General features: G+C 53.5%; 11 protein-coding genes. 7 read left to right on the plus strand and 4 right to left on the minus strand.

Going from position 1 to position 13,851, the window contains the following annotated elements:
* Window positions 1-149: 149 nt before the first annotated feature.
* On the plus strand, window positions 150-833 hold the full coding sequence (locus AC6RNO_RS18730; RefSeq protein WP_474685395.1) for a response regulator transcription factor: 684 nt from the start codon (window positions 150-152) through the stop codon (window positions 831-833).
* Entirely contained in the window at window positions 830-2,356 is a 1,527-nt protein-coding gene (locus AC6RNO_RS18735) for a sensor histidine kinase (RefSeq protein WP_488436865.1), read from the plus strand. Before AC6RNO_RS18730 ends, AC6RNO_RS18735 begins: the two co-directional genes overlap by 4 nt.
* Window positions 2,357-2,715: 359 nt before the next feature.
* Here AC6RNO_RS18735 and AC6RNO_RS18740 read toward each other — a convergent pair whose 3' ends face one another.
* Window positions 2,716-3,006 (minus strand): hypothetical protein, encoded by a 291-nt coding sequence (locus AC6RNO_RS18740; RefSeq protein WP_497106341.1) that lies wholly within the window; start codon window positions 3,004-3,006, stop codon window positions 2,716-2,718.
* A 484-nt stretch (window positions 3,007-3,490) separates the two neighbouring features.
* Here AC6RNO_RS18740 and AC6RNO_RS18745 point away from each other — a divergent pair, with 484 nt between their 5' ends.
* On the plus strand, window positions 3,491-4,570 hold the full coding sequence (locus AC6RNO_RS18745; protein WP_497106342.1) for a hypothetical protein: 1,080 nt from the start codon (window positions 3,491-3,493) through the stop codon (window positions 4,568-4,570).
* Between the two features lie 126 nt (window positions 4,571-4,696).
* Here the strand turns inward: AC6RNO_RS18745 and AC6RNO_RS18750 are convergent, their stop codons facing one another.
* Entirely contained in the window at window positions 4,697-8,350 is a 3,654-nt protein-coding gene (locus AC6RNO_RS18750; RefSeq protein ID WP_497106343.1) for a family 14 glycosylhydrolase, read from the minus strand.
* A 294-nt stretch (window positions 8,351-8,644) separates the two neighbouring features.
* Here AC6RNO_RS18750 and AC6RNO_RS18755 point away from each other — a divergent pair, with 294 nt between their 5' ends.
* On the plus strand, window positions 8,645-8,848 hold the full coding sequence (locus AC6RNO_RS18755; protein WP_474685389.1) for a hypothetical protein: 204 nt from the start codon (window positions 8,645-8,647) through the stop codon (window positions 8,846-8,848).
* 616 nt (window positions 8,849-9,464) lie between these two features.
* Here AC6RNO_RS18755 and AC6RNO_RS18760 read toward each other — a convergent pair.
* Complete coding sequence (locus AC6RNO_RS18760) at window positions 9,465-9,587, minus strand: hypothetical protein (protein WP_488436859.1); 123 nt, start codon at window positions 9,585-9,587, stop codon at window positions 9,465-9,467.
* Window positions 9,588-9,590: 3 nt separating this feature from the next.
* Window positions 9,591-10,028, minus strand: coding sequence for a hypothetical protein (locus AC6RNO_RS18765; RefSeq protein ID WP_497106344.1), 438 nt, complete (start codon window positions 10,026-10,028; stop codon window positions 9,591-9,593).
* A 255-nt stretch (window positions 10,029-10,283) separates the two neighbouring features.
* On the opposite strand from AC6RNO_RS18765, the gene AC6RNO_RS18770 reads away from it, so the two are divergent.
* The 3 genes from AC6RNO_RS18770 to AC6RNO_RS18780 are packed head-to-tail and all read left to right on the plus strand — an operon-like array spanning window position 10,284 to window position 13,849.
* A complete protein-coding gene (locus AC6RNO_RS18770) occupies window positions 10,284-11,918 on the plus strand; it encodes a permuted SH3 domain-containing protein (protein ID WP_497106345.1) in 1,635 nt (544 codons plus the stop codon).
* 36 nt (window positions 11,919-11,954) lie between these two features.
* Entirely contained in the window at window positions 11,955-12,674 is a 720-nt protein-coding gene (locus AC6RNO_RS18775) for an ATP-binding cassette domain-containing protein (protein WP_497106401.1), read from the plus strand.
* On the plus strand, window positions 12,671-13,849 hold the full coding sequence (locus AC6RNO_RS18780; RefSeq protein WP_474685386.1) for an ABC transporter permease: 1,179 nt from the start codon (window positions 12,671-12,673) through the stop codon (window positions 13,847-13,849). Before AC6RNO_RS18775 ends, AC6RNO_RS18780 begins: the two co-directional genes overlap by 4 nt.
* Window positions 13,850-13,851: the final 2 nt, after the last annotated feature.

Below are 13,851 nucleotides of genomic sequence, written 5' to 3' on the forward strand. Positions count from 1 at the left end.
TCGTCGACGTACAAGATGCCGGAAGGGCCCGGTTTTCGAGTGCCGAACATTCAGCAACTTTTCAGGTTTCTCTCAGAGCCTATTCAGCTAGGGAATGGATAATGGATATAGATTAGGTGTACAATGATGGCTGGGGGGATAATGATAATATGCGCCAATTAAAAGGGATAAAAATATTGCTTGTGGACGATGAACCGCACATTCTCGAGTTTCTGGAGCTGGGGCTGCAAAACGAAGGGTTCGAGGTGATGACGGCGCAAGACGGACTGTCCGCCATAACGCTTTGCAACAAGTTCCAGCCGCACATTGCCGTTCTGGACGTGATGATGCCGGGAATGGACGGTTTTGAAGTTTGCCGTATGATCAAAAAGACAGATAACATAGCGGTCATCATGCTGACAGCCAAGGATGAAGTGGACGACCGGGTCAAAGGGCTTACGCTCGGCGCCGACGATTACATGATCAAGCCGTTCAGCTTTGAGGAGCTGCTGGCGAGAATTTATGCGAGAATCCGCAACCATTTTCCGAACTTGTTCGGCGAGGTTGTGATCGGTCCGCTGCGCATGGATGACCGCCGCAAGGAGATCAGCTTGCACGACAAGGTGCTGGAGCTTTCGCCGACCGAATATGAGCTGCTTAAATTTATGGCGATCAATCACGGGCTGGTGCTCAGCAAAACGATGATTTTGGATAAGGTATGGGGCTATGACTTCGGCGGGGAAGAAAATATTGTAGAGGTCTACATACGGTCTCTGCGGGATAAATTGAACGATCGGGAGCATAAATTGATCCGCACGATTCGCGGCGCGGGCTATCGGATGGACCTGGCATGAAAACCAGGGGCAGGTTCGCCGATATTTTTGTCCCGCATTCTTTAAGATTTCAGCTCTTGTCCCGTTCTTTATTCATTCTTTCCATTTTGCTGCTGCTTATCGGTGTGTTTCAATACATCTTTATGCAGCAATTTTTATATAACAACAAGGTCGACAGCATTACTACCCAGCTTAAGTCGCTTCCGCCGAACATTTGGATGAGGGGCAAGGAAGGCCTGGGCAGGGGGAATAATTCGAGAAACGACAACAATGCGGAGCGGGACGGCGCTACGATTCCTCCCAGACGGGACCTGACCGGCGGCGACGGCAGCGGCAACGACGGAGGGCCGCGGTTCATCGATTTGTCGCTCGCGTGGATCGACGAGAACGGGAACTTTACGCTGGTATCGACGCCCGACGGGATGGTAACCCCGCAATTGTCGAACGCGGAATACCAGGATTTGCTGAAGTCCGGGGACAAGAGGAATTTCAGCCGCATCACCGACAGCAACGGCAACGAACAGTTGGTTGTTTTTCACGTCTTCGGGTTCCCGGATCGTTCGCAGGGGATCCTTCAAGGCAGCGTCAGCACGAAGCAAATTAAAGATGTGCTGATTCGTCAGCTGATCACTTTTCTTTCGCTGTCCATGCTTGCGCTGGTGGCAGGACTGCTTGCATTTTTGCCTGTGCTGAGACGGACGCTGATCCCGCTGTCCAATATGATAGAGACGGTGAAGCGCATCGATGCCGGCAATCTGGAAGAGCGCCTGCCCGCCCATCAGGGACAGATGGAGATCGACCGGCTCTCCGCTTCGTTCAACGGCATGCTGGAGCGGCTGGAAATTTCCTTCGAAGCGGAAAAAGAAGCCAAAGAGCAGATGCGCCGATTTTTGGCGGACGCGTCCCATGAGCTGCGCACGCCGCTTACCTCGATCCACGGCTTTCTCGAGGTGCTGCTGCGCGGCGCGTACAACCAGCCCGAGCAGCTGCTGAAAGCGCTGAAAAGCATGCACGGAGAGTCCGAGCGGATCAACAAGCTGGTCAACGACCTGTTCCTGCTCGTCCGGCTCGACCGCACGCCGACATCGCAGTTGGCCGACGGCCAGCTCGACGAAGTGATCCGCGACATGGAGCCGCAGCTGCGGCTGTTGGCGGGAGACCGGGCCGTGACGCTCGACGTGGCGCCGGGAACCCGGTACAAATTCGATTCCGACAAGATCAAGCAGGTCGTGCTTAATTTGTTCCACAATGCGGTCCAGCATACGAATGCCGCAACCGGACAAATCAAGATTAAGCTGAGCCAGACAGCCGATGCCGTTGAGCTTGCCGTGCAGGATAACGGCCCGGGCATCCCGGCGGACCATCTCCCGCACGTGTTTGACCGGTTTTACCGCATCGATTCCTCCCGCGCCAGAAAAAATGGCGGAGCCGGACTCGGCCTGTCCATCACGAAGTCCATCGTGGATTTGCACGGCGGCACGATTCATGTGGAGAGCAAAGAAGGAGAAGGCTGCACGTTCCGCATCCGGCTGCCTTTGCATTGAACCGAACCTTAACCCGATTGGTTGTTAATGGGGTTAAGGTTCTTTTTGCCGTTGCGCGGCTAAAAGACGGCGCAGCCGATAGGCGGGCCGGTGGCGGGGAGGAGTGCCGGTGACTGAGCTGGTAGCCCCTAGCTGGCTGACCCTAGCCGGTTATGAAGACCCGCACCCCCCGCAAGCCCCGCAAGCCCCGCAAACCTGGAAAACCCCCCACGTCGTCGTGGACCTCGCCCCACGGAATGAAAATAATCAGATCTACTGCGATCTATTTTAGTATAAAGTGTAGGCTGTCCGGAAACCCACACGCCAGTACCCGGTCGCGCCTTCTGTCTGGTTGCTCTATGGTCGGGCCATCTGTCTGGTTACGCGCCACCGATCGCACGATCTGCTGTTTGCGCGCTGGTCGCGCTATATGCCTGGCTGCGCGAAAAAACCTGCAAAAATACAGTTTTTGCACGATGGATACGCTGGCTACGGAAAATTCCTGCAAATGTGCAGGCTTTTCGCCGCGAATCCGTGCTTAGGTTCATTTTCATCGAAAATTCCTGCACAATCGCAGGCTTTTCGCGAAAATGAACCTTTTTTGCGAAAAAAACCTGCACTTTTGCAGGTTTTGCTGGCCGGGAAGCTGCTCCGCATCCCCACCAACCCATCTTGTCCCACCACTTTAGCGCTGCAACCCGCACAGGAGGAGGCATGGGCGGGAAAGAGACGGCCTGCGCCCCTCCGGTTCCACTAACCCACCATTTTAGCGCCGCAATCCGTACAAGAGAGGCATGGGGCGGGGAAGAGGCGGCCTGTGCCCCCGCAGGTTTTTCTACTTAGAGATGCGCCTCGCCTCTCAGTGTGTGTGGCCGCCTAGCACCATGGCGGACTTTTGCAGGGCGATGCGACCGCGCGCTGGGAGTCTGTCCGACGGAGTTGCTTTTGTGCATACGTGGTTCATCGGACAGACTCCTGGGAGCTGCAAGCGGTGCGCCCGACGATGCGGCTGGGGCGTTTTTTCGTATGAACCGCTTTCAGCCAATTCTCAGGAAACGCTCATCGTTTCTTAAGTTTTCATTCAGGGTGGTTTCAGAAAAGGGGGCTATACTTCAACATGTAAGTAAAAATTATAAGAAAAAGGTGGAAACATTGATGAAAGCAATTAACAAAAAAATTCTTGCAGGTACGATTGCAGCAACTTTTGTTCTTGGAGCAGGTTTTGTTGGCACCTTACATAATCAAGCATTTGCAGATACAGTCAGCGGATCGTCCGTTCAAAAATCCGACACTACGGCAAAAGAGCGCGGCGCTCGGCACGACTTCGGCTTCCGTGGCGGCAATATCGTGAAAGAGGCGGCGACGGTGCTGGGCGTGGAGGAAAGCACGGTTCAGGCATCGCTGAAAGAAGGCAAAACGCTGCTGGCAATCGCACAAGCGGCCGGATTGACCGAGGACGATTTCCTGGCTAAGCTGGTAGCTGCCGAGAGCGCGGCGATCGATGAGCAGGTTACAGCCGGCAAGCTGACGCAAGAGCAGGCCGACAAGCTGAAAACGGATCTTTCGACCCGCCTGAAGCAGCAAATCGAGAATAAAGGCTTTGGCGGCAAAGGCGGAGACCGTGGAGCGTTCCAAGGCGGACGCGGATTTCACGGCGGCGGCAGCATCGTGAAGGAAGCGGCAACCGTGCTGGGCGTAGATGAAAGTACGATCCAGGCCTCGCTGAAAGAGGGCAAGACGCTGCTGGCAATCGCACAAGCGGCCGGATTGACTGAGGACGACTTCTTGGCTAAGCTGACCGAAGCCGAGAAAACGGCTATCGCCGCTCAAGTTACGGCGGGAACCCTCACTCAGGAGCAGGCCGACAAACTCATCTCCGGGCTGTCCGACCGCCTGAAACAGCAAATTGAGAATACGAAAACACAAGGCGATGGCGAAGGCCGTCCGGGTCCCGGACGCGGCCCTGGCTTTGGCGGCGGCTTCTTCGGAAATTCCGAAGCGCTGACAACTATTTTGGGAATTACGCAGGATGAGTTGAGAACTGAGCTGGATTCCGGCAAATCCATCGCCGAGGTTGCTGCGGCCAAAGGCATCAGCGAAGACGATTTGATCAGCAAGCTGAAAGATAGCCTGACCGACACTTTGAAAAAATTCGTGGAAGATAAGCACCAAAAACCTGCCGACGCTCCCGCTGCACCGACAGCAGATGCATCCGGCAGCACATCCGCAAATTAAATAACGTCTAAATTAGCACCGCACGCAGCTCCCAGCTTGCGGTGCTGCGCTGCATGACGGCACTCGGCCGACAAAAAAGCACTGCACCCGGATTGCCGCCGGGGCAATGCTTTTTGTTTAATGGCGTTAAATAGTCTTTGTAAATATTTTCACTTCCTTGGGAGCCAGGGTGACCGTTATCGAACCGTTGTTAATTTGAACGGTATCCGTGCCTAGTTGATTCGTAAGCGTAACGCCGTTCGAGAGATTTTCGAAATTGCCGATGGTCCGGGTTTCCGGGTTCCAGGAATTGTTGATCAGGACGATCGCTTCATCGCCGTCTTTGGAACGCTGGAAGCTGTAGAACGTATTGTCCGCCCATTTTTCCTTTTGGGTGCCGTTCTGCAGGGCGGGGTGGCTGTTGCGGACGGCGTTGATTTTGGCGATATACTTGTACAGCTCGTGATTCGGGTTAGGGTTCACATCCTCGCGATTTTGCGGGTCGGCGCCGCCGCTGTAGCCCAGCTCCGTACCTTGATAAAGAATCGGAATGCCGCGCGATGTCAGCAAAAATCCTAATGCGGCTTTGAGCTGCGGCCACTTGTCCGAACTGTTTCCCGGCTTGCCGGAGGCGTCGTTCAGGAACCGTTTGACATCGTGGTTATCCATGAACACGCCGTTCAACTTGGCGTCGCGGTAATTCGAATCCTGCGCGTAACGGTTTTTGATGTTAGTCATCGACGCGTCATGGCCGAAAACATCTTTAATCGTGTAATACATCGGAAAATCGAGAACGGCGTCCAAATAGTTGGAATAATCGCCGATTGCAGCCGGGTCGCCACTGTACACTTCCCCGATCGTAAACGTATTGGCGGCCGTGTCAAAATCTTTGAGGAACCATTTTGGAACATGCTTGGCCGTATCGACGCGCAAGCCGTCGACTTGCGTCTCGCCGACGAGCCACTTGATCCAGTTTTTCAGCTCGCTTGCCGCAGCCGGATTTTCCTGATTCAGGTCGTCCAGGCCGGCAACATCGCCGTTTTCGATTTTCCACTGGTTATTCGAGCTGTAGTCGCTGTCTGTGATGGTGCCGTTGTGATGATACCAATCGTATTGGTCAAATGGGGCTTTGGCGAAGCCGTTATTGGGCTGGAAGTCCCCAGTGTGATTGGGGACGACATCCAGCATAACCGAGATTTTTTTGCTGTGGGCTGTTGAAACGAGCTCTTTCAGCTTATCCATGCTGCCGAGATGCCCGTCTATCGAGTAGAAGTCGTAGGTACTGTAGCCGTGGTATGCGTTTACGCTCTTTTGGGCGGTAACGGGTGTAATCCAGATGGCGGTAAAACCGAGATTTTTAATGTAATCGAGGTTGTTGATAATTCCTTGAAAATCGCCGCCGTGCCATTGGGACGGGTTGCTCTTGTCGGAGTTGAAGCCGTCGTAATTGTCGTTGGAAGTGTCTCCGTTGCTGAAACGGTCGGTCATGATGAAGTAGATGCTTTGTTTGCTCCAATCCGTACCCAGGGGGTTGTTGCCCCCTGGATTTCCTCCGCTCGGCGCTCCGGCCGCAACTGTACCCGCTGCGCCGTTCGTGCCCGGCGTGTAGGTGGATGTGCCGATACCGAAGAAATAGTTCTTGGTATTGTTGCTGTCCCAAGTGCCGCTGCCATTGTTGAAGCAGGCTTCCAATTGGGTGGCGGAGCCGATGTCGATGGTCATTTTGGCATAGCCGCTTACTTCCGAATCCGGCATGGGCTTGCCGGGTACGGTGGTCCAGGTGCCGCCTGCGGGCCGGTAATGGATGTACGGCGCAGCGAATCCTTTTTTGTAATAGACGGTGACGCTGTTGCCGCCGGAAACCGGGTCTGTGGTGACGCTGACGGCTGCGCTCGGACCGGAAATGTTGCCTGCCGCATCAAAAGCTTTTACCGAATAGCTGTAGGCCGTTGCGGCTGTCAAGCCTGTATCGGTGTAGGTTGTCACAGAAGTGGTGCCTGCTTTGGCGCCATTGCGCCAGATTTCGTAGCTGGTCACCCCGACGGCATCGGTGGATGCGGTCCAGCTTAGCGCAGCGGAAGTGCTTGTTTTGCCGGTCACGGCCAAGTTTGTCGGCACGGTTGGCGGAGTCGTGTCGCCGCCTTGAGGCGCTCCGGCCGTGACTGTACCGGCTGCGCCGTTCGTGCCCGGCGTGTAGGTGGATGTGCCGACACCGAAGAAATAGTTCTGGGTGTTGTTGCTGTCCCAAGTGCCGCTGCCATTATTGAAGCAGGCTTCCAATTGGGTGGCGGAGCCGATGTCGATGGTCATTTTGGCATAGCCGCTTATTTCCGAATCCGGCATGGGCTTGCCGGGTGCGGTGGTCCAGGTGCCCCCTGCGGGCCGGTAATGAACATACGGCGTAGCGAATCCTTTTTTGTAATAAACGGTAACTTGATTGTGCTCCGTTTCACTTGGTTTCGCGTGGCTGATCACGTACTGTTTGAAATTCGCCATGTCGCCGGTAGGCGAGCCATCGCTGTTGACAATATTGGCGAGGCGCAGCAGTGTAAAGCCGTTATAGCTCCATTTTGTAATTTTCTCTTCGATCTTCTGGAAGTTGCCGGTGGGCAGCGCGTTCTCGCCGTTCAAACGGACGCCCTTCGAACCCGCGATCGAGGAGATCGTATCGACAAGGGTAGAGGGCTGCGAATAAGCCGGAGCGGTGCCGCTGTCGTACATTTCCAAAGCGGTAAATGTCAGATCCAGATTGCTGTCCTTAAATTTCTGAATAAGCCTGCTGTAATCGTAGTAGCCTGCGGCATGTTCTGCGCTGTGAGGGGCCGCGGGGTTGTTCATCTGCCAGTGGATGCCGGAAATTTTGGCGCCGATCCGAACGCCGAATACGGAATCGAAGTTATTGTGGGCTGCCGCCGCAATTACGCCGAGATGATTTTCGAGTACGCTCTGATTCCATGAAAGGAAGTCCTTTCCATAAGCCGTGTTGTGACCGCCTCCCGAATAAAACACGTCGCCGTCGCTTGGGGGATTAATCTGGCTCGTGTTCGTCAGCTGCAAGCCCCATGCCTGATTCACGCCGCTTAAAGAGCCGTATTTGCCGATCATTGCGGTTCTGAACGCATTTTTCGCCGTGTCCGTGTACACCTGGAATTTTCCCCGGGAAGGATAGCTCCAGCCGGCCGCATTATAGTAGGAAGGATAGCGCAGCTCGCCGGACGGCCCGGCACTAAGGTAGATTTTGGGGATGATAGCTTTATATCCGGCAAAATTTTGCGCAAAAGAGGCATATAGCTCATTGTACTGCTGCGAGATACCGCTCCAAAACGGAGAGATCGCTTCATTGTTTACATAACCGGTTTCGCTCTTGTACTTCATTTCATCCGCGGTTCCTTTGCTCCACAGCCAGGAAGGGAGCGGGATATTGCAATCGTCCCCCGGATTTCCGCCGCATGTGTGGGTGGAAAGAATAGGAACCCATTTCAAGCCGGATTCGCTTACAGCGTTGGCATACGTTTTGTAGTAGCTCCAGTCGAATTGATTGTCGCCCGCCGCCTCTACATCGCCCCACCACACATCGGTCGTAAGCGCGTAGACGCCGTTGTTTTTCAATGTTTTCAGCTGGTTTTTAAAAGCGTTCCAATCGGTTATTTTCGTCAAAGGCGCCATGACCGAAACCTGAAAATCGCTCGCTACATCCGCGCTGGCCGTCCCCGCAAAAGAGCCGAAAAAAGCCGAAACAAACACGAAAACACTTAAGAGTAACTGATAACATTTCCTCCAGACTTTTTTGCTTGAATTCAAAATACACATCCTCCTCGGCGATTTTTCGAAACCGGTTTCCTCTAAAAGCAGCAATAAAGTAAACGTTTACAAGATTTACTTTAAATATTTTGCATATAGTTGGAAACCAAAAATATTGCACAAAGAGGTGGAAACTTTTGACATGGGGTGGAGGGGTGGAAGGTGCAGGTGAAAAAGGGGAGGAGTATTTGCTGGGTGTGCGCAGCCCCACGTTTATAGAGGTTCCGGCATCCGTATGCTCAAAACAAAGGTTCACGGTCCGCTGCAAAGATGACGCCGGCGGGGATGGTAACGATGAGCACCACCGCCGGAAAACTCACCCGCCAACGCTACCCCATCTGGCTAGCGACGCAAAGAAAACCTGCAAAAGTGCAGTTTTTGCTCGATGGATACGCCGGCCACGACAAATTCCTGCAAATGTGCAGGCTTTTCGCCGCGAACCTGGGCTCAGAGTCATTTTCGCAGAAAATTCCTGCACTTTCGCAGGCTTTTCGCTAAAATGGGCTATTTCTACGGGGAAAACCTGCACTTTTGCAGGTTTTCCCCTACCAGGCCGCCTTGTGCCCCGCACCCCAACCCTCGCAGGAGAAGTGGGGGCTTACTTCAGCACTCCAACCCCCACAGGAGAAGTGGGGGCTTACTTCAGCACTCCAAAACCCCCACAGGAGAAGCGGGGCTTACTTCAGCGACCAGCCCTCGCAGGAGAAGCAAGGCTTACTTCAGCTACAACAACCCATACAGGAGAGGCATGGGTTGGGAAGAGCAGCTGCCTTCTCTGTTTCCTCTAACCCGTCATTTTGTCAACAATCTGATTTTCGCAGGTTTTCTACGCGTTTATAGAGATTCGTCTTTCTGATGTGTCTCTCCAATGTATGTTTTCTCAACTGCCTGACAATCGCAGGTTGATGGGGATGCCAAGCCTTGCCGTTTTATAAACGGTCGCGCTCCTTAGGCCGATTCTAACCGAAAATTCCCGCACAACTCGACTTTCCCCAAAACAAACCGCTTCCCTCACAAAACCTGCACAATCGCAGGCTTTACAAGGCCGCAAAGCCGACTCACATACGGAAGCGCCATCTTCGCCGAAGCCCCCTCCTACCGGGCAGCGCCTTTTTCACGGAGTCATCCCTCCATCCGGCACCGTCTTCGCCGGAGTACCCTGCGGGTGGGGAACCGAGCAGGCGCCCATTCCGAACGCGGCTAAAAATCGCGCAGCCCCCACGGCTTGGTTTTTCATTACTCACACCCCAACCGTAATGTCCAGCGTTGAAATCTCAAATATGTCTTTGTAAATCCGGTAAACGATTAACAAATCGGCCGCAGCAAAGAGCACGTTGAGCAGCATGCCTTTCAAAAATCGGCTGTTCATAACTTTCAACTCGCGTTCGGAAACAGGAGTTTCTTCCTCCAGCAATCTTTTCAGCTTAAGATCGTGCGCAATCAACGCCAATCCGAAAATGGCGAAAATCCCCCAAAAGACGGTCGCACAAACTGCGATGAACATCAGTATCAAAAGATTCCAAGCATCAATCGATCGAACAAATCGCGTCTCCATGTACAACAGCAGATCGAGAAGCAGCAAAGCCCAGCCAATATAGCCAATAAGTATAGCTTTTCTAAAAAGACCATCGTAGCTTGCTCCCATATGAAGTCCGAACGCCCCTTTCTTACCCTGCAACCCATTATACACCATAGGGTCAACCGACCGTCGTTATGCAGCGCAACACCGCGCGCTGGGAGCTCCGCGCGATTCTGTAAGCACGGGACCCCTGTCCCGACCTTCCAATTTCTTTCAGCAAATTTTCAGCTTCCGTTCAACTTATTTTAAGCCTATGCTCAGACGCGTTTCAGTTACAAGCTTTACACTTGGATTTATCAAGCGACAATGACTGAGACATTCAAAAGTTCGAGGACATGGAGAGGGGATTTACGGATGAAAGTTCGCAACAAAAAAAAGTGGATCATCGTGGTTTTGGCTGCGTTGTTATGCGGGGCGGGCACTTATTACTATTTACATAAGAAATCGCAGCCGACCACCACGACGTCTCAGCAGACGACGATGAAAGTGACGAAAGGTTCGATCACTTCCACGATTTCCGGCACTTCGCAGCTTCAGGCGCAAAATATGCAAAATATTATCGTGCCTGTCGACGGCATCATTAAAACGATGAATCTGACGAAGAATCAGGCTGTGAAAAAAGGCGATGTTCTGGTCGAACTGTCCGTTCCTTCGACGGAAACGAATTTGAAGGAGGCGCAGGTGAGTCTCGATCAGATGCAAAAAGAGTTGGTCGAGCTGCAGGGCGAGCAGAGCCACATGAGCATCGCAGCGCCCATTAGCGGGAAGCTGACGCTGGTCTCCAATCTCGATGTAGGCAGCACGGTCAATAAAAACGCGAAAGTCGGCACCGTATCCGACACATCCGAGTTCAAGGTGAAGCTGCCGTTTGCTTTGCAAGAGGCCGTTCAACTGAAACAGGGAGATCCGGTCGAGCTGACCGTCGACGGTTTCCTGCTTTCCAAAGTCGGCACCGTGCAATCGATCGACCGGGACATCCAGGCGGATGCCAACGGCAACAAGCTGGTCAATATCGAAGTTTACGTCAAGAACGACGGAACGCTGTCGGCTGGAACCAAAGTGAAAGGAACTATCACCAACGGCAGCAGCAAAACGGATTCGACCTCACAGGCTGCGCTGGATTATGTCCGAACTTCCGCCATTTTCGCTGAAGCGAGCGGCACGATCAAGAATCTGAAATTCAAAGACGGCGATTCGGTGAATCAAGGCGATATGATAGCGACGTTGTTCAACGATGACCTGCAAAACAATATCATCAGCAAAGAAGCTTCGATCGACAGCCAAAAGATCAAAGTGGACGACGCCCAGCAAAAGGTGAACCAACTGACGATCACAGCTCCGTTTGACGGCATTTTCTCCGCCGATTTTGCCAACAGCAAAAGCAACGTGCTGAACAGCTATCCGGTCGGCGCGTCGGTTGAAGCAAACACTACGCTCGGCGCTGTCGCAAGTTTGAGTACGATGCAGTTGGCCATCGCGGTCGACGAGCTTGATTTGACCAGCGTCAAGGTCGGCCAGAAGGCTGCGGTCAAGGTTGACGCCATATCGGGCAAATCTTTTGAGGGAGAAGTGACATCGGTTTCCAACGTGGGTACGACTTCCAATGGAGTAACGACATATGATGCGGTGATCTCGATTAAAAATACCGAAGCGACGGATTTGAAATACGCCATGACGGCAACTGCGGAAATTTATATCCAGGACAAAAAGGACATTTTGGTGCTTCCTATCCAGGCGGTCAAAACGACCAAAGGGAAAAGTACGGTATCGCTGAAAAAGGCGGACGGTACGACAGAAGAGAATCATGAAATCACCATCGGCATTAAAAGCAAAACCCAGGTCGAGGTCGCAAGCGGTCTCAGCGAAGGCGACGAAGTGGTCAATTCGACGAAAAAAACAACGACGACCACCCAGCAGAACCAGTTCGGCCCTCCGGATGGATTCCCCGGCGGCGGAGGCGGCGGTGGAACGGGAGGCGGCGGACGCTAACAGCCGGCTGCAGGAAGGGAGCGAAGACGTATGAATATGATCGAACTGAAACAGATCGTTAAAAGTTACACTCGCGGCGAAGACACGCTTCAAATTTTGAAGGGAATTTCGCTTGAGATTCAGGAAGGCGACTTTGTAGCCATTATCGGTCCCAGCGGCTCCGGCAAATCGACGCTGATGAATACGATCGGACTGCTGGACACTCCCACATCGGGCAGCTACACGCTGGACGGCGTGTCGACTGAGAACATGTCTGACAACGGGCTGGCGGAGCTTAGAAACAAGAAGATCGGCTTCATTTTCCAGCAATTTAACTTACTGCCTCGGCTTTCGGCTATTGAAAATGTGGAGCTTCCGATGATTTATGCAGGCATACCTGCGAAAGCCCGCAGGGAACGGGCGCAAATCATGCTGGAAAAGCTGGGCATGGGAACGCGCGGGCACCACAAGCCCAGCGAGCTTTCCGGCGGACAGCAGCAGCGGGTGGCGATTGCCCGTGCGCTCGCCATTTCGCCTTCGCTCATCTTGGCGGATGAGCCGACGGGAGCGCTCGATTCGAAGACGGGCATCGAAGTGCTGGAACTGATCAAGCAGTTGAACGAACAGGGCAATACGATCGTACTGATTACCCACGATAATCATATTGCCGATAATGCGAGCCGTGTTGTAACTTTGCGCGATGGAGAAATTGTTCGGGATGTAAGGAATACGCCTCTGGCCCTGCACGGCAACAAGCTGGAGGAGGTTTATACATGAGGCCATGGGAACTTTTTCAAATGGCGTTCGCAACGATCCGGGCGAATCCGCTGCGCACGATTCTGACGATGCTCGGGGTGATTATCGGAGTAAGCTCGGTGATTACGCTCGTTGCGATCGGACAAGGAACGTCCAAGTCGATCGAAAAGCAGTACGAGGGTCTCGGAACGAACCTGCTCACCATCAACCTGATGGGAAGCGGGAGGGCGACCAAGCTGGAGTACGATGAAATTATGCAGCTGGAAGGCACGGCAGGCATCAGCGCCATCGCGCCTACGATGACCAAAAACAGCGCGAATATTAAATACGACCGCGATCAGGAAACTTACAACGTCATCGGCACCAATGACCGTTACCTGACCTTGCAGAAAGGCGAAATGGCGAGCGGACGCTTTTTTGCCCAAGCGGACCTGGATTTCCGCAATCACGTAGCCGTGATCGGCAGCGATGTCGCCAAGGAGTTTTTCGGCACGAACGACCCGCTCAATGAGGAGCTTAATGTCAGCGGCTATATGTATACGATCATCGGGGTGCTCCAAAGCAAAGGCTCCAACACCAGCGGCACATCGCTGGACAGCGCGGTGCTGGTGCCGCTGCCGACGATGAGCAGGGACTTCAAGCTGGGCTCCATCCGTTCCGCTTCTGTGGAAGCTACGTCGGGAGACACCGTCAGCAGAGTCCAGACCTATCTCGAGATGTACCTGACCAACAAGTTCAAAAGCACCTCGGGCTGGAACATTTTCAACTCTTCCGAGTTGATCAGCGCCCGGCAATCGGCTTCCAGCACGCTGACGAATCAGCTGGTCGCGGTTGCGGCGATCTCGCTTCTCGTCGGCGGCATCGGAATTATGAACATTATGCTCGTTACGGTAAGCGAGCGAACGAGGGAAATCGGTATCCGCAAGTCGATCGGCGCCAAGCGGCGCAACATTTTGCTCCAATTCCTCGTTGAAGCGACGTTGATCAGCGGAATGGGCGGTTTGATCGGGCTCATTGTCGGTGTAGGACTCGCCCTGGCATGGCCGTATATCAACCCGAGCCAGGAAACCAGCTTATCGATAAGCGTCGGATTGTACGCGTTCTTGTTCTCCGCTTTGGTAGGCGTCATATTCGGCCTCTATCCGGCCAACAAAGCTTCGAAACTGAAACCGATCGATGCGCTGCGTTTTGATTGATG

The sequence above is a fragment of the Paenibacillus sp. sgz302190 genome (assembly GCF_059820445.1).

What these genes read in the sequence shown, in the direction of transcription:
- AC6RNO_RS18740 (WP_497106341.1), bottom strand. Translation starts at nt 3,006, where the DNA reads ATGGGTTGGTGGGGATGCGGAGCAGCTTCCCGGCCAGCAAAACCTGCA.
- AC6RNO_RS18780 (WP_474685386.1), top strand. Translation starts at nt 12,671, where the DNA reads ATGAGGCCATGGGAACTTTTTCAAATGGCGTTCGCAACGATCCGGGCG.
- AC6RNO_RS18735 (WP_488436865.1), top strand. Translation starts at nt 830, where the DNA reads ATGAAAACCAGGGGCAGGTTCGCCGATATTTTTGTCCCGCATTCTTTA.
- AC6RNO_RS18745 (WP_497106342.1), top strand. Translation starts at nt 3,491, where the DNA reads ATGAAAGCAATTAACAAAAAAATTCTTGCAGGTACGATTGCAGCAACT.
- AC6RNO_RS18730 (WP_474685395.1), top strand. Translation starts at nt 150, where the DNA reads ATGCGCCAATTAAAAGGGATAAAAATATTGCTTGTGGACGATGAACCG.
- AC6RNO_RS18755 (WP_474685389.1), top strand. Translation starts at nt 8,645, where the DNA reads ATGAGCACCACCGCCGGAAAACTCACCCGCCAACGCTACCCCATCTGG.
- AC6RNO_RS18770 (WP_497106345.1), top strand. Translation starts at nt 10,284, where the DNA reads ATGAAAGTTCGCAACAAAAAAAAGTGGATCATCGTGGTTTTGGCTGCG.
- AC6RNO_RS18760 (WP_488436859.1), bottom strand. Translation starts at nt 9,587, where the DNA reads ATGAAAAACCAAGCCGTGGGGGCTGCGCGATTTTTAGCCGCGTTCGGA.
- AC6RNO_RS18775 (WP_497106401.1), top strand. Translation starts at nt 11,955, where the DNA reads ATGATCGAACTGAAACAGATCGTTAAAAGTTACACTCGCGGCGAAGAC.